At 61.1% G+C, this 13873-nt stretch carries 19 protein-coding genes; all 19 read left to right on the forward strand.

Annotated features, from left to right (window positions below):
• The first annotated feature begins 11 nt into the window (after positions 1-11).
• The 19 genes from EK369_RS21735 (at position 12) to EK369_RS04185 (ending at position 13872) form a co-directional block, all read left to right on the forward strand.
• Positions 12-176, forward strand: coding sequence for a hypothetical protein (locus EK369_RS21735; RefSeq protein ID WP_164726854.1), 165 nt, complete (start codon positions 12-14; stop codon positions 174-176).
• Positions 177-224: 48 nt separating this feature from the next.
• Positions 225-1169, forward strand: coding sequence for an isopenicillin N synthase family dioxygenase (locus EK369_RS04100; protein ID WP_127112384.1), 945 nt, complete (start codon positions 225-227; stop codon positions 1167-1169).
• A 78-nt stretch (positions 1170-1247) separates the two neighbouring features.
• Positions 1248-2282, forward strand: a complete 1035-nt coding sequence (gene alr / locus EK369_RS04105; protein ID WP_127112385.1) for an alanine racemase — start codon at positions 1248-1250, stop codon at positions 2280-2282.
• Positions 2279-3061 (forward strand): MlaE family ABC transporter permease, encoded by a 783-nt coding sequence (locus EK369_RS04110; RefSeq protein ID WP_127112386.1) that lies wholly within the window; start codon positions 2279-2281, stop codon positions 3059-3061. The genes alr and EK369_RS04110 overlap by 4 nt, the downstream gene beginning before the upstream one ends.
• A complete protein-coding gene (locus EK369_RS04115) occupies positions 3058-3804 on the forward strand; it encodes an ABC transporter ATP-binding protein (protein WP_127112387.1) in 747 nt (248 codons plus the stop codon). Before EK369_RS04110 ends, EK369_RS04115 begins: the two co-directional genes overlap by 4 nt.
• Positions 3804-4340, forward strand: a complete 537-nt coding sequence (locus tag EK369_RS04120) for a hypothetical protein (protein WP_127112388.1) — start codon at positions 3804-3806, stop codon at positions 4338-4340. The genes EK369_RS04115 and EK369_RS04120 overlap by 1 nt, the downstream gene beginning before the upstream one ends.
• A complete protein-coding gene (locus EK369_RS04125) occupies positions 4337-4690 on the forward strand; it encodes a hypothetical protein (RefSeq protein WP_127112389.1) in 354 nt (117 codons plus the stop codon). The genes EK369_RS04120 and EK369_RS04125 overlap by 4 nt, the downstream gene beginning before the upstream one ends.
• A 127-nt stretch (positions 4691-4817) precedes the next feature.
• Complete coding sequence (locus tag EK369_RS04130) at positions 4818-5204, forward strand: hypothetical protein (protein WP_206198018.1); 387 nt, start codon at positions 4818-4820, stop codon at positions 5202-5204.
• A 289-nt stretch (positions 5205-5493) separates the two neighbouring features.
• On the forward strand, positions 5494-5919 hold the full coding sequence (locus tag EK369_RS04135) for a paraquat-inducible protein A (RefSeq protein WP_127112391.1): 426 nt from the start codon (positions 5494-5496) through the stop codon (positions 5917-5919).
• 17 nt (positions 5920-5936) lie between these two features.
• Positions 5937-7304: a DNA repair protein RadA gene (gene radA / locus EK369_RS04140; RefSeq protein ID WP_127112392.1), complete on the forward strand. Its 1368-nt coding sequence runs from the start codon at positions 5937-5939 to the stop codon at positions 7302-7304.
• Positions 7305-7347: 43 nt separating this feature from the next.
• Complete coding sequence (locus tag EK369_RS04145) at positions 7348-7899, forward strand: CvpA family protein (RefSeq protein WP_127112393.1); 552 nt, start codon at positions 7348-7350, stop codon at positions 7897-7899.
• A 245-nt stretch (positions 7900-8144) separates the two neighbouring features.
• Positions 8145-9599 carry an amidophosphoribosyltransferase gene (gene purF, locus EK369_RS04150; RefSeq protein WP_127112529.1) on the forward strand — a complete coding sequence of 485 codons (1455 nt, stop codon included), beginning with the start codon at positions 8145-8147 and terminating at the stop codon, positions 9597-9599.
• A gap of 32 nt (positions 9600-9631) precedes the next feature.
• The gene (locus EK369_RS04155) at positions 9632-9991 is read left to right on the forward strand and encodes a DUF1801 domain-containing protein (RefSeq protein ID WP_127112394.1); all 360 of its coding nucleotides are present in this window, start codon (positions 9632-9634) and stop codon (positions 9989-9991) included.
• Positions 9988-10557 carry a DUF2199 domain-containing protein gene (locus EK369_RS04160; RefSeq protein WP_127112395.1) on the forward strand — a complete coding sequence of 190 codons (570 nt, stop codon included), beginning with the start codon at positions 9988-9990 and terminating at the stop codon, positions 10555-10557. The genes EK369_RS04155 and EK369_RS04160 overlap by 4 nt, the downstream gene beginning before the upstream one ends.
• Before the next feature lie 124 nt (positions 10558-10681).
• Positions 10682-10936: a hypothetical protein gene (locus tag EK369_RS04165; RefSeq protein WP_127112396.1), complete on the forward strand. Its 255-nt coding sequence runs from the start codon at positions 10682-10684 to the stop codon at positions 10934-10936.
• 46 nt (positions 10937-10982) lie between these two features.
• Complete coding sequence (locus EK369_RS04170; protein WP_127112397.1) at positions 10983-11627, forward strand: SDR family NAD(P)-dependent oxidoreductase; 645 nt, start codon at positions 10983-10985, stop codon at positions 11625-11627.
• Positions 11628-11689: 62 nt separating this feature from the next.
• Entirely contained in the window at positions 11690-12349 is a 660-nt protein-coding gene (locus EK369_RS04175) for a class I SAM-dependent methyltransferase (RefSeq protein WP_127112398.1), read from the forward strand.
• A gap of 90 nt (positions 12350-12439) precedes the next feature.
• Complete coding sequence (surE, locus tag EK369_RS04180) at positions 12440-13222, forward strand: 5'/3'-nucleotidase SurE (RefSeq protein ID WP_127112399.1); 783 nt, start codon at positions 12440-12442, stop codon at positions 13220-13222.
• Complete coding sequence (locus EK369_RS04185) at positions 13219-13872, forward strand: protein-L-isoaspartate(D-aspartate) O-methyltransferase (RefSeq protein ID WP_127112400.1); 654 nt, start codon at positions 13219-13221, stop codon at positions 13870-13872. The genes surE and EK369_RS04185 overlap by 4 nt, the downstream gene beginning before the upstream one ends.
• Position 13873: the final 1 nt, after the last annotated feature.

Below are 13873 nucleotides of genomic sequence, written 5' to 3' on the forward strand. Positions count from 1 at the left end.
CACAAATCCTCATGACCCGCGCGACCCTGATCCTGACCTTCCTTGCCCGTGCCCTTGGCTGGCCGCAGCAAGCTGCGTTGCTGCCGGTCCCGGTCAAAACCACGTCACACCGCTACCCGCACCTCGTCGTGCTGGAACGCCACAGCGCCCACCGTCGCAAGCGCTTCGCAGGCTAGCCACGTTCTCCCCGCCATCCAACACTTTGGTTCCCAGGAGAGAGACACATGACCGAATTCACAGACATCCCCGTGATCGACGCCGCCGCTTTGCACGCAGGCGATCAATCCAATCTTATCGAGGCCTTTCGCACCGCTTACGGCAGCACCGGCTTTGGCTATATCATCAACCACGGCATTGACCCGGCACTGGTCGAGGCGGTTTTCGAGGCCTCCCGCCGGTTTCACGCCCTGCCGATGCAGGACAAGATGGCCATTGCCGTCGACCGCAACCACCGCGGATACATCCCCATTGACACCTCAACGGACGTGAACTCCACCCTGGCCGAGGTGACCAAACCCAACCAATCCGCCAGTTTCATGATGATGCGCGAGGACAGGGCCGAGATCCCCGGCCTCTATCTGTCCGGCCCGAACCAATGGCCGGCGCTGGCCGGTTTCCGGGAGCCGCTCGAGGCCTATGTCACGGCCCTCGCAGGGCTTGGCCACGCCCTGATGCAGGTCGCTCTCAAGGCCGCAGGTGTCTCCGACCTGTCGATCATGTCCGCTTTTGACACGCCGACAATCTGGCTTCGCCTCCTGCACTACCCGCCCGCACCAGCGCAGGCGCCCAAAGACCTCTATGGCTCCGCCCCGCATACGGATTTTGGCTGCCTCACCATCCTTGCGCAGGACGATGTCGGCGGATTGCAGGTCCGCACGCCGTCGGGCAACTGGGTCGATGCCCCGCGTATCCCCGGCAGCTTTGTCGTGAATGTCGGTGACATGCTGCACCGCCTGTCAAACGGACGCCTGCTGTCCACCCCGCACCGCGTCATCAACCGCTCGGGCCGCGAGCGTTATTCCTGCCCGTTCTTCTATGACCCGGGCGTCGCAACCGACGTCGTACCGCAACCCGGCACGGGAACGCCCCGGTTCGAGCGGCTGAACTTTGGCGACTTCCTGCGTGGGGAACTCGAAGCGGCCTACGACGCGCATAAAACCGCCTCGTGACCGCGACAAGGGGGGCAGGATACGTCCGCCGCGCCTTTCCCCCTTGACCTCTCGCGCCCTACCGACAACAACGATCCCATGGCTACCGCGACCCTTTCCATCGACCTTTCCGCCCTGATTGACAACTGGCGTGCGCTTGACGCGCGCTCGGCCTGCGAGACCGCCGCTGTGGTCAAGGCCGACGGCTACGGCCTCGGCGCGGACCGCGTTGCCCGCGCCCTGAACCACGCAGGCGTCACCCGCTTTTTTGTCGCCGCGACCGAAGAAGGCGCTTCTCTACGTGAAGCCCTCGGGCCCGGCCCCGAAATCAACGTCTTCTCGGGCCACATGTCCGGCGACACCGACATGATCGCCGACATGACCCTGACGCCCATGCTGAACAGCGCCGAGCAGATGCTGCGCCATTTCGAGGCCCTGCCACAGGCCCCCTTTGGCGTGCAGCTCGACACCGGCATGAACCGCCTTGGCATGGAGCCCGCCGAATGGGACGCGCTGAAAGACATCGCGCTCGACCTTGGCCCGACCCTCCTCATGTCGCACCTCGCCTGCGCCGATGATCCCGAACACCCGATGAACCCGCAACAGCTGGCGACGTTCCGCCAGATGACCGACGGCCTGAACGTGCCCCGCTCTCTCGCTGCCACCGGAGGCATTCTTCTGGGCGAAGACTATCACTTTGACCTCACCCGCCCCGGCGTCGGCCTCTACGGCGGCATGCCCTTTGTTGACGCCACGCCGGTGGCCCAACTCGACATCCCCGTCATCCAGATCCGCGACGTCGAACCGGGCGAAAGCGTCGGCTACTCCAACACATGGATCGCCGAGCGCCCCAGCCGCGTGGCCACCATCGCCGCGGGCTATGCTGACGGCATTATCCGCGCCATGGGTGAAAACGCCTGGCTGCACGCCGGAGACGACGCCTGCAAAGTCATTGGCCGCATTTCCATGGACATGATCGGCGTCGACGTCACCGACCTCGCCGAGGAGCCGACCAGCCTGCAATTGCTGGGCAGCCACCAGTCCGTCGACACCCTCGCCGAGGCCGCTGGCACCATCGGCTATGAAATCCTCACCTCTCTGGGGCAACGCTACTACAGGCGGTACAAGCCATGACCCTCACCGCCCCCCTCGCCGCGCTGGGACGTGCCACACTGGGCGTGCTGGCGACCATCGGTCAGGTCACGCTCTTTGCCCTCTCGGCGATCACCCATATCTTTCGCCCACCGTTCTACGCCCGCGAATTTGCCGTGGCACTCCTGAACATCGGCTGGCTCTCACTGCCCGTCGTCGGCCTCACCGCCATCTTCACCGGCGGCGCGTTAGCCTTACAGATCTACGACGGCGGCAGCCGCTTTTCGGCCGAGGCCGTGGTCCCCCAGATCGTCGCCATCGGCATGGTGCGCGAGCTTGGCCCCGTGCTTGTCGGCCTTATGGTCGCGGCCCGCGTGACCTCGTCCATCGCAGCCGAGATCGCCACCATGAAAGTGACCGAGCAGATCGACGCGCTGACAACCCTGTCCACCCACCCGATGAAGTACCTCACCGCACCCCGCCTGCTGGCCGCAGTTCTCGTGGTGCCCGTGCTGGTCGGTATCGGAGACATCATCGGCATCTACGGCGGCTTCCTTGTTGGCACCCAACAGCTGGGCTTCAACCCGTCCACTTACGTCCGAAACACCGTTGATTTCCTTCAACAATCCGACATCGTCTCATCCCTCATCAAGGGCGCAGTGTTCGGCGGCATCGCCGCCACCATGGGCTGCTACTATGGCATGAACTCTGGCCGTGGCGCGCAAGGCGTGGGCCGCGCCACCAAGGCCTCGGTCCAGGCCGCCGCCGTCCTGATCCTCGCCGCCAACTTCTTGCTCACATCACTGTTTTTCACCTCATGATCACTTTCACAGACGTCCACAAATCCTTTGGCCCCAAGCGGGTCCTGCGCGGGGTGAACCTCGACATCCCCAAGGGCGAGTCCATGGTGATCATCGGCGGTTCCGGCACCGGCAAATCCGTCGCACTGAAATCGGTCCTCGGCCTCATCACCCCAGACAGCGGCACCATCACCGTCGACGGCAAAGACGCCACCCAGGGCGACCGCGACGCCTTTCTCGCCCGCTTTGGCATGCTGTTTCAGGGCGGCGCGCTGTTTGATTCCCTGACCGTCTGGCAAAACGTCGCCTTCCGCCTGCTGCGTGGGTCCCTGAAGCGCCCCAAAGACGAAGCCCGCGAGATCGCCATCGAGAAACTGCGCCGCGTCGGCCTCACCCCCGACGTCGCCGACCTCTTTCCGTCCGAACTCTCCGGCGGCATGCAAAAACGCGTCGGCCTCGCCCGCGCTATCGCCGCTGAACCCGAGATCATCTTTTTCGACGAGCCGACCACCGGCCTCGACCCCATTATGTCCGGTGTTATCAACGAGTTGATCCGCGAAATTGTCGTGGAAATGGGTGCCACCGCCATGACCATCACCCACGACATGACCTCCGTCCGCGCCATCGCCGACAAGGTCGCCATGCTGCACGACGGCGTGATCCAATGGACCGGCCCGGTCAGCCAGATGGACAGTTCAGGCGATCCCTATCTGGAGCAATTCATCTCCGGCAGTGCAGAGGGGCCGATTGAGGCGGTGCGGTGATGTCTGTTTTTGCTGAACTTTTCCTGGCAGTTGTAACTTTCTTTGTCCAATTGCTCACGGAGCTGCTCAGCTTGGTCTTCTCTACAAGTTGGATGGCTTTGCACTCTCGCGGGATGTCCCGCGTCGCCTACGCAATTTCTGCCGCCTGCACCTTGCACCTTTTTGCAGCGCTCTTGTTGAGTTTTTCTGCATCTCCTCAGCCAGTTTTGCTCTCTTGGTTCTTCTCTTGGCCCGCGATCATCATTTCAGGGACTTTTCTACTCATCAGCCTCCTCGTCCCAACGGCTTTGGCAGGAAAAACGGCAGGCACAGTTGTGCCCACTCTAGTAAGCTACAGCTTTGCTTTTGCTATAGTTCTGGCGACTACTTCCGCATGGTCTAGCCAATCCTCAAGAACCATCTTGATCGACGCAATCTGCGATCCAACGCATCAAGAGATGACCATAAAGGCGCTGCAAAAGCTGCAAAACGAGAAAGTGACTGAACTGCTTGAATCAAAATATGCGGAGCGCTTCAGGGATTGGTGTTCAGAGTGATTTTCACGCTGGAAACACCTACCTTTCTGAAAACGCTCTCCTTATCTGCGGCGGCTATCGCCTTTGTTGCTGCCGGTTTGTCCATCTGGCAAAGGGAAAGAGGTCTTGTAGCACCGGCTGCCCTTATCTGTTTGCCCTTTGTTTTCTGTGCGACCTTTATCGTTTGGAACGTTCTTTCCGAACCATATCTCCCCGCGAAACCACCGTTTATCGGTTTTCACACTTTGGCGCTGTGCATGCTTGTTACAACTCAGTTAGTTGCACTGGGCCTGTTTTTCCGTAGGCACCGTATCGCAGCCCTTGCGGTGAGCCTTTCCTGCATTTGCGGAGCTATCATTTGGCTTTTCTAGTGTTTCATCTGCGTGCAGAGAGTTCCGAAAAAGTCTATATGCTATAAGCTTGAACTACTCGCACGGGATCCAGGCACCAAGGGCGCCGTCGGGCAGCACCCGCCCCGAACAAAAAAGTGACCCCTTAATGATCGTCCTAGGCATCCTCCTTTTGTTCGCGCCCCCAGTGGCCTCCGTGATGGCGCTCATCGTGGCGCTGCGCCTGGTTACAACCCGCCGGCTGCTCTCGTGGTGCCTCATTGGTCTGAATGTCTTCCTCGGTCTCCTGATGTTGTGGGAGTTTCAGTATGATCTGGGCATTCGCCTGCCAGACACGGGCGGTTTTCAAGACGCGGTTGTGACCGAAACCAACCTGTTCATTCTGGTCTCTCTCATTCTGGGAACGCTGGTCGTCGCGATTGCAAAATGGCCCTCCGAGACACGCTCAAAATGGCTGGCCATCGCCACCGCGCTGTTGTGGGCCGCCATTTTGCTGGCGGGTCTGGTCACCAGTCAGCTGGACTTCAGGTTCTGAAGCGCGCCATTCCGGGATTTCCCAGCGATACGTGGCGCTCACACGCGGAGCCCCCGTAGGTCGGACAAAAATGTCCGACCTACCCGCGTCAAACTCTTTAACGCCCCCCACCGCGCGCGCCGTTAACCAGTCCAATCCACCACCCCGGCACCGACGTAATACCGACGTGATACCGACATAAAACAGACCCACGTTTTTGCCAAATCCCCCTTGTTTACCTGTCTTTCCGCCCACTTAACGCCGAAGGCGCTTGTTTCCACCGCGCGCCGTGTTTACCTCTGCCCTCATGATGCTGCGCACTGCCAACCTCGCCCTTTTGATCCTCTACCCGATCGCGTGGTTCGCCCCGCTCCTGCGCGCGGGCCTTCTCCCGGTCTTCGGCCTCAGCGAAATCTCCATCATCTCCGGCCTGCAAAGCCTATGGGACACCGACCCCGCGCTTGCCCTCCTGGTCACTTTCCTCGCGATTTTTGCCCCTTATCTCAAGACCATAGGCCTCGCCCTGATCCACTTTGGGCAACTCCGCCGCCGCACCCTGCCTGCGCTCGAAATCCTCGGCAAACTCGCCATGGCGGATGTTTTCCTGATCGCGCTCTATGTGGTGCTGGTCAAAGGCGCGGGCTATGTGACCGTGGAAACCGGCTGGGGTCTCTACCTCTTTACGGCCTGTGTTTTGACCTCAATCGGCATTAGCCATTTGACCCGCAGGCGTTAGTGGTCCAAAACGAGAACATGGCCAAATCAAAAAACCAGTTCTCCTGCTCCGCCTGCGGCAACATCACCAACAAATGGTCCGGCCGCTGCGACGCCTGCGGCGAGTGGAATTCCATCGTCGAAGACACCCCCCTGTCGGCAGGTCCCAAGGCGGCGAGCCTTGGTGCGACCAAGGGCCGGTCGATCCCTCTGACCGACTTGCGCACCGAAGAGATCCCACCGCCCCGTACCCTCTCCGGTCTGGCCGAGCTGGACCGGGTTCTGGGCGGGGGCCTCGTGCCGTCCAGCGCCATTCTGGTCGGGGGGGATCCGGGCATCGGCAAATCGACTCTGTTGTTGCAGGCAGCGGCCAACTTTGCCAACAAGGGTCTGAAAACCCTATATGTTTCGGGGGAAGAGGCCAGCGCTCAGGTGCGTATGCGCGCGCAAAGGTTGGACTTGACCAGTGCCCCGGTGCAGCTCGCGACCGAGACAAACCTGCGCGATATCCTGACCACGCTCGAGACGGAAAAGCCCCAGCTTGCCATCATCGATTCCATCCAGACCATGTGGTCCGACAATGTCGGCAGCGCGCCCGGCAGCGTGTCCCAGGTGCGCGCCGCCGCGCACGAGTTGACATCCTTTGCCAAGCGCAAGAACACCGCTGTGATCCTGGTTGGCCATGTCACCAAAGATGGCCAGATTGCTGGCCCCCGCGTGGTCGAACATATGGTCGACACGGTGCTCTATTTCGAGGGCGAACGTGGCCACCAGTTCCGAATCCTGCGCGCCGTGAAAAACCGCTTTGGCCCGGCGGATGAGATCGGCGTCTTCGAGATGACCGGCAAGGGTCTGGCCGAGGTCATCAACCCCTCGGCCCTGTTCCTGTCAGACCGCGGCGAACCTACCCCCGGCAGCGTCGTCTTTGCCGGGATCGAAGGCACCCGCCCCGTCCTGACCGAATTGCAGGCGCTTGTCGCGCCCAGCCCGCATTCCCAACCCCGCCGCACGGTGGTGGGATGGGATAGTGGCCGCCTCGCCATGATCCTCGCCGTGTTAGAGGCCCGCTGCGGCATCCCCTTTACCGGTCTCGACGTCTACCTCAACGTCGCCGGCGGCATGAAGATCAACGAACCCGCCGCCGATCTCGCCGTCGCGGCCGCACTATTGTCTGCGCGGGAAGACGCTGCTTTGCCCGCAGATACCGTGGTTTTTGGCGAAATCAGCCTCTCAGGCGCCCTTCGTGCCGTTGGTCAGACAGAAAACAGGTTGAAAGAAGCGCAAAAACTTGGTTTCACAACGGCAATCGCTCCGAAGGGCGGCAAATCCCCGTCCGTCGGCGGCATGGCGCTGAAGCACATGGGGGATCTGGCGACCTTTGTTGGCGAAGTGTTTGGTGCTGGTTAAGGCCCGGTAAGGCCGCCAAAGGACGAAGGGAAGCGAAGAGCGCATGGAAGGTTTCACACTGATTGACGGCGTGGTGGCGGGTGTCATTATCGTCTCGGCCCTGTTGGCCTATAGCCGCGGGCTGGTGCGTGAAGGCATGGCAATTGTCGGCTGGGTCGCCGCTGCTGTGCTGGCGTTTGTCTTTGCCCCACAAGTGGTGCCACTGGTCAAGGAAATCCCCAAAGTGGGAGAGTTCCTCGGCGAAAGCTGTGAACTTTCGGTCATTGCCTCGTTTGCCGCTGTTTTTGCACTGGCGCTGGTGGTTGTGTCGCTGTTCACGCCCCTGTTCTCGTCACTGGTCAAGCGTTCGGCGCTTGGCGGGTTGGATCAGGCGCTGGGGTTCCTGTTCGGCGTGCTGCGTGGCATCCTGCTCGTGGCCATTGCCTTTTTTGTCTATGAAACCGTGGCCACCTCGCAGACCTTTCCGATTGTCGACGACAGTCGCTCGGCCAAGGTGTTCAGCCGTCTGACCGGTCAGATCGAAGAACGTGACCCTGCACAGGCGCTGGGATGGATCACCCAGCAGTACGAAGACCTCGTGGGCGTCTGCGAATAGTTTTCCTCAGTTTAATCAAATGGAAAGGCCCGCTCATGTGCGGGCTTTTTTGTTCACACCTCTGTTTTAACTGGTTTGGTAACGCATTGGTTGCGCCAGACAGAACAAGTCCCCTCAAAAAGCCCCGCATTTTCAGTACCGCGACATTTTCGATTGTGATCCTTTGGTGACAAGCGTGGTTTGACCCCTTATGAGGGGCCTCAAGCCTGCCCAACGGATTCGGAGCACCCGCCTTGTCCACTCTTATGCCGCCTGCCCACCCTTTCGATGACGACAAGCTGAAAGAGGAGTGCGGCGTTTTTGGCGTTGTCGGCCTCAAGGATGCTGCAAACTTTGTTGCCCTTGGGCTACATGCCCTGCAACACCGTGGACAAGAAGCCGGCGGCATCGTCTGTCACCACCCCGAGCACGGCTTTAACAACGCCCGACGCTTTGGCTATGTGCGTGACAACTTTACCAAGGAAAGTCTGATGAAAACCCTGCCCGGTCCGCTTGCGATCGGGCATGTGCGTTACAGCACCGCAGGTTCCAAGGGCGCGGCCATCCGTGATGTACAACCCTTCTTTGGCGAGTTCTCCATGGGCGGCGCGGCGATTGCCCATAACGGCAACATCACCAACGCCGATTCCTTGCGCAAGGAACTGATCGAGCGTGGCTCGATTTTTCAGTCTTCGTCGGATTCCGAATGCATCATTCACCTGATGGCGCGGTCCCTGCAACGCAACATCCCCGAACGCATGGAAGACGCCCTGCGCCGCGTCGAAGGGGCCTTTTCGGTGGTTGCCATGACCCGCACCAAACTGATTGGTGTGCGCGATCCGCATGGGGTCCGTCCTTTGGTGCTGGGTAAACTTGGCGAAGGCTGGGTTCTGTCTTCGGAAACCTGCGGCCTCGATATCATCGGCGCGGAATACCTGCGCGAGATCAAACCGGGCGAGATGGTGGTCATCACCGAAGATGGCGGCGTCGAAAGCTCGTTCCCCTTCCGTCCGCAACCGTCAAAGTTCTGTATCTTCGAACACGTCTATTTCTCGCGTCCCGACAGCATCATTGGCGGCCAGTCGGTTTATGAAACCCGCCGTCAGATCGGCGTGGAGCTGGCCCGCGAAAACCCGGTCGAGGCTGATCTGGTCTGCGCCGTGCCCGACAGCGGCACGCCCGCCGCGATCGGTTTTGCCCACGAGAGCGGCATTCCCTTCGGCATGGGGATCATCCGCAACCAGTACATGGGCCGGACATTCATCGAACCGACCGAGCAGATCCGCAACATGGGCGTGCGCCTGAAACTGAATGTCAATCGCTCGCTGATCAGGGGAAAGCGCGTGATCCTCGTGGACGATTCGGTTGTGCGCGGCACTACCAGCCGCAAGATCAAGGAAATGATCCTTGATGCGGGCGCGGCCGAGGTACACTTCCGCATCGCCTCGCCCCCGACGGCCTGGCCCTGTTTCTACGGTGTCGACACGCCCCAGCGCGACAAGCTGCTGGCCGCAACCATGACCGAGGATGAGATGGCCGAGCACCTCGCCGTCGACAGCCTCAAGTTCATCTCGCTCGACGGTCTTTATCGCGCCGTTGGCGAGGCCCAGGGCCGCGACTCGTCCTGCCCGCAATACTGCGACGCCTGTTTCTCGGGCGAATACCCGGTCGTACCCGCAGACATGATGGAAAAAGGCTTTGAGATGAAGGCGGCGGAGTGATTCCACCCAAACTACCTGAAGACATCACTCAAGTGATCACTCACTGGCCAGACACGGCGCAAAAGACCTTCCACCATCTGCGCCAAATCATTTTTGACACTGCCGCCTCCAACCCGCAGGTCGCCCCCCTCAGCGAAGCGCTGAAATGGGGGGAGCCCTCTTTCCTTACCAAAACAGGCACCACACTGCGCATTGACTGGAAGGCCAGATCACCGGATGAAATCGGCCTCTTTGTGATCTGCCGCACCGACCTGTTGGACCAAATCCGCGCCATGTATCCAAACGCCTTTCGCTTCGAAGGTACCCGCGCGCTTTACCTGCGCCTCGACGCCCCGATCCCGGAACAGGCGGTCGCCTACCTTGCCACCCGCACGCAGACCTACAAGCTATGAACCTTTTGAACCTTGATGCCCGCTGGCGCCGTTTCAACGACGAAGGCCGCAAGTGCCCCTGCTGCGGGCAATCGTTCAACGGTATCTTCGACATCGGCTATGACCACCCCGATTGCTGGCCACATGGCGCATTGCGGGAAAGCGGCACAGACGATCTGCTGGTTGGCGAGGACCGGCTGACCGCAGATCTTTGCCGCTGGCAAGAACACCGCTTTATCCGCTGCGTCCTGCCCCTGCCGATCCGTGGCAGTGATGAGGTCTTCAATTTTGGTCCCTGGGCCAGCGTGCAACCCGACACCTTTTACAGTTACCTGAACGACGCAACAGGCGTGGAATCGGGCTTCAAGGGCGGTGCTGCCTGGCTGATGAACGATCTGCCCGGCTTTGAAACCCACGACCCCCTCGCCTGCGACCTGCGCCCAGGTCCCGAAGGCCATCGCCCCCAGCTCTTTGCACATGAAGGGCCGCTGGCTGAGGCTCAGGAGAACGGGCTGAGCTTTGACCAGCTGTTGGACATCTATGCCGCCACCGGCACCGACATCCGGCCACATCTGGCGAACGACTAGCAAGTTGATGCTGCAATGCGGCAATTTCCCGCCGACACCCGCAGCATCAGACCTTTCCTTCCCTTCCGCCCCCTGATACCTGCCCGCTTCGACCCCATATCAGGGTCAACAGAACAGGTATCTCATGAGCAACAACACCCCAAAGAACGTGGCTGACGAGGCCACCCAAAAAGGCGCGCTTCAACGCGGCACGCTGACCCTGATCGGGATCATGGGCAGCTCGGACGCCATGCGTGCGTTGATCATGCTGCCCTCGGGCAAAGTGGTGACGGCGCATGAGGGCGAGACATCCAGCGTTGGCACCGTGGTCGGCATTGACGAGGCTCGCGTGATCCTGCTCCGCGGGGGCAAAGAACTCACCCTGGAAATGCCCGCCTGAGCCTCGACCTCTTGACCTCACCCGCAGAACCCCGCACATGGGGGCCATGACCGAAAAGATCGCACTTATCATGGGCGCGTCCCGTGGCCTTGGCGCCGCGCTGGCCGAAGCCCTCGCCCCCGAGTATCACATCGTCGCCGTGGCCCGCACCACCGGCGCATTGGAAGAGCTCGACGACCGCATTCAGGCCAAGGGTGGCAAAGCCACGCTCGCGCCGATGGACATCACCAACAAGGACGCCATGGCCCAGCTTTGCCGGTCAATCCATGACCGCTGGGGCAAGGTTGACCTCTGGGTTCACGCCGCCATCCATGGCGCGCCGCTGACACCTGCGGGGCATATCTCAGAGAAAGACTGGGACAAATCGATTGCCATCAACGTCACGGCGACAGGCATCCTGATCCCTTTCCTGACCCCGCTTCTGGGCGAAGAGGGCCATGCCGTGTTCTTTGACGACCCACGTGGCGGCGAAAAATTCTTTGGCTCTTACGGGGCCACCAAGGCCGCGCAAATCGCGCTGGCCAAAAGCTGGCAGGCCGAGAGCGTCAAAACCGGCCCGCGCGTCTCGGTTCTCGCACCATCCGAGATGCCCACCGGCACCCGCGCCCGGTTCTTCCCCGGTCAGGACAAAGACGCATTGGCGCACCCTCGTGACGAAGCCCAACGCCTGCTGCCCGAAATCACAGGCTGACGCGCGATTGACCCAATTGGCCCGCTGACCTAGCCTTGATTTCAGGCAAGGAGGCTCACGCCATGCGCCATTTCGCGTTTTACCGCAGGATCACACAATCGGAACGTCTGGCAGGTGCCTATGACGCGGCTGCGGCCAATTGGCAAAAAGGTATCGCCGGGCTTGGCTATCCGGCGGCCTACGCGGCTCTTGCAGAACAGGCCGTCGCGCGTGAGCCAAGCCGCCACGGCGAAACATTGCTTGACGTAGGAACAGGGTCCGGTGCGATGGGCCTGGCGATGATGCAAGCGCTGCGCCAACACGCAGAAATTGACCTCATGGACATGTCCGAGGAAATGTTGCGGGCAGCCAAAGCCGCACTTCCCCAAGTACGCAACTGCTTTACCGGGCTGATTGGCAGGGCACGCCTTCCCTCGTCCGCCTATGACCGTGTTTCCTGCGCTCACGCCATCGAACACGGGTCCGACCCACAGTCTCAGATTGCATGGTTGAAACGTCTTATCCGCCCGGGTGGGCAATTGGTGCTTGCCGTGTCGCGTCCTCATTGGTGCACTGCGCTGGTGCGCCTGCGGTGGGGACATGCCGCTTACCAACCGAACACCGTGTGCCACTTTCTCGAAGAGCAAGGCTTTGAGGACATCCACGTCCACCCACATGCCAAAGGCCCCCCATCGCGAACCAGCTGTGGCTACCTTGCACGTCGGCCGGTTCATGGAACCTGAACTCTCACCCACCCAGAGCTTGCCCCGCCCCCGTTGCTCGCTTAGACACAACCTAAGAGCATTTCGGGGCAGTTTCAGGGGCAAAAACATATGCGCATTCTCATCACCAATGACGACGGCATAAATGCCCCCGGCCTTGCGGTCCTGCACACCATCGCAACCAAGATCGCAGGGGATGCGGACGAGGTCTGGACCGTTGCCCCGGCTTTTGAGCAATCCGGCGTTGGCCATTGCATCAGCTATACGCACCCGATGATGGTCTCCAAAATGGGAGAACGCCGCTTTGCCACCGAAGGCAGCCCTGCGGATTGCGTGCTGGTCGGCATCCACGACGTGATGAAAGACACGCCCCCCGACCTGATCCTGTCCGGCGTGAACCGCGGCAACAACTCGGCTGAAAACACGCTTTACTCCGGCACCATCGGCGCCGCACTGGAAGGCGCCTTGCAGGGGGTGCCCTCGATCGCCCTCAGCCAGTATCTCGGCCCGGAAAACTATGACATCGACGACCCGTTCGAAGCGGCCTCGCAGCATGGGGCCGAGACCATTCGCAAGATCCTCGACGCCACCCCGCAAGAAAGCGCCGATTATCGCCTGTTCTACAACGTGAATTTTCCGCCTGTGCTGGCCAACAACGTCAAGGGCATCAAGGTTGCGACCCAGGGCTTTCGCCGTGGCACCTGTTTCAGTGTCGAGCCGCACAATTCGCCCTCGGGCCGTCGGTTCCTGTGGATCAAGGGCGGCAACCAGCGCATCATGACCGAACCGGGATCGGACGCGGCGGCCAACCTTGATGGCTATATCTCGGTCACGCCCATGCGCGCCGACCTCACCGCCCATGACACGCTGGACGCGTTGAAAGCCATCGAATGACCGATCCTGCCGCCCTCGCCCAACGCAAGATGCAGTTCCTGTTCGCGCTGCGCTCTAAGGGCGTGACCGATCAGGCTGTGCTGACGGCGATGGAACGGATCGACAGGGGACCTTTCGTGCGCGGTCTGTTTTCCGAGCGCGCCTATGAGGACACGCCGCTGCCCATCGCCTGCGGCCAGACAATCTCGCAGCCTTCCGTGGTGGGCCTGATGACGCAGGCCCTGGACGTCAGCCCGCGCGACAAGGTGCTCGAGGTGGGCACTGGCTCGGGCTATCAGGCGGCGATCCTCAGCCAGCTGGCGCGCCGGGTCTACACGGTTGATCGCCACAAGCGACTGGTGCGCGAGGCCCGCGCCATTTTCGAGGCCATGGATCTTGCCAATATCACGGCTTTTTCGTCGGACGGCAGCTTTGGCCTGCCGGATCAGGCCCCCTTTGATCGGATCATCGTGACCGCCGCTGCCGAAGACCCTCCGGGTCCGCTTCTTCAACAATTGAAGGTTGGCGGCATCATGGTTGTCCCTGTCGGACAGTCGGATTCGGTGCAAAGCCTGATCCGGGTGCGCCGCCACGAAGCGGGCTTTGACTATGACGAGATGCGGCCCGTGCGCTTTGTGCCATTGGTCGAGGGGCTTGCGCCGGACAGCTGAT

It is taken from the genome of Shimia sediminis (genome assembly GCF_003990645.1).
Classification (GTDB): Bacteria; Pseudomonadota; Alphaproteobacteria; order Rhodobacterales; family Rhodobacteraceae; genus Shimia; species Shimia sediminis.

Bases quoted from the DNA above. Each gene is read 5' to 3' on its own strand.
- EK369_RS21735 (WP_164726854.1), top strand. From the start codon at position 12: ATGACCCGCGCGACCCTGATCCTGACCTTCCTTGCCCGTGCCCTTGGC.
- EK369_RS04100 (WP_127112384.1), top strand. From the start codon at position 225: ATGACCGAATTCACAGACATCCCCGTGATCGACGCCGCCGCTTTGCAC.
- alr (WP_127112385.1), top strand. From the start codon at position 1,248: ATGGCTACCGCGACCCTTTCCATCGACCTTTCCGCCCTGATTGACAAC.
- EK369_RS04110 (WP_127112386.1), top strand. From the start codon at position 2,279: ATGACCCTCACCGCCCCCCTCGCCGCGCTGGGACGTGCCACACTGGGC.
- EK369_RS04115 (WP_127112387.1), top strand. From the start codon at position 3,058: ATGATCACTTTCACAGACGTCCACAAATCCTTTGGCCCCAAGCGGGTC.
- EK369_RS04120 (WP_127112388.1), top strand. From the start codon at position 3,804: ATGTCTGTTTTTGCTGAACTTTTCCTGGCAGTTGTAACTTTCTTTGTC.
- EK369_RS04130 (WP_206198018.1), top strand. From the start codon at position 4,818: ATGATCGTCCTAGGCATCCTCCTTTTGTTCGCGCCCCCAGTGGCCTCC.
- EK369_RS04135 (WP_127112391.1), top strand. From the start codon at position 5,494: ATGCTGCGCACTGCCAACCTCGCCCTTTTGATCCTCTACCCGATCGCG.
- radA (WP_127112392.1), top strand. From the start codon at position 5,937: ATGGCCAAATCAAAAAACCAGTTCTCCTGCTCCGCCTGCGGCAACATC.
- EK369_RS04145 (WP_127112393.1), top strand. From the start codon at position 7,348: ATGGAAGGTTTCACACTGATTGACGGCGTGGTGGCGGGTGTCATTATC.
- purF (WP_127112529.1), top strand. From the start codon at position 8,145: ATGCCGCCTGCCCACCCTTTCGATGACGACAAGCTGAAAGAGGAGTGC.
- EK369_RS04160 (WP_127112395.1), top strand. From the start codon at position 9,988: ATGAACCTTTTGAACCTTGATGCCCGCTGGCGCCGTTTCAACGACGAA.
- EK369_RS04165 (WP_127112396.1), top strand. From the start codon at position 10,682: ATGAGCAACAACACCCCAAAGAACGTGGCTGACGAGGCCACCCAAAAA.
- EK369_RS04170 (WP_127112397.1), top strand. From the start codon at position 10,983: ATGACCGAAAAGATCGCACTTATCATGGGCGCGTCCCGTGGCCTTGGC.
- EK369_RS04175 (WP_127112398.1), top strand. From the start codon at position 11,690: ATGCGCCATTTCGCGTTTTACCGCAGGATCACACAATCGGAACGTCTG.
- surE (WP_127112399.1), top strand. From the start codon at position 12,440: ATGCGCATTCTCATCACCAATGACGACGGCATAAATGCCCCCGGCCTT.
- EK369_RS04185 (WP_127112400.1), top strand. From the start codon at position 13,219: ATGACCGATCCTGCCGCCCTCGCCCAACGCAAGATGCAGTTCCTGTTC.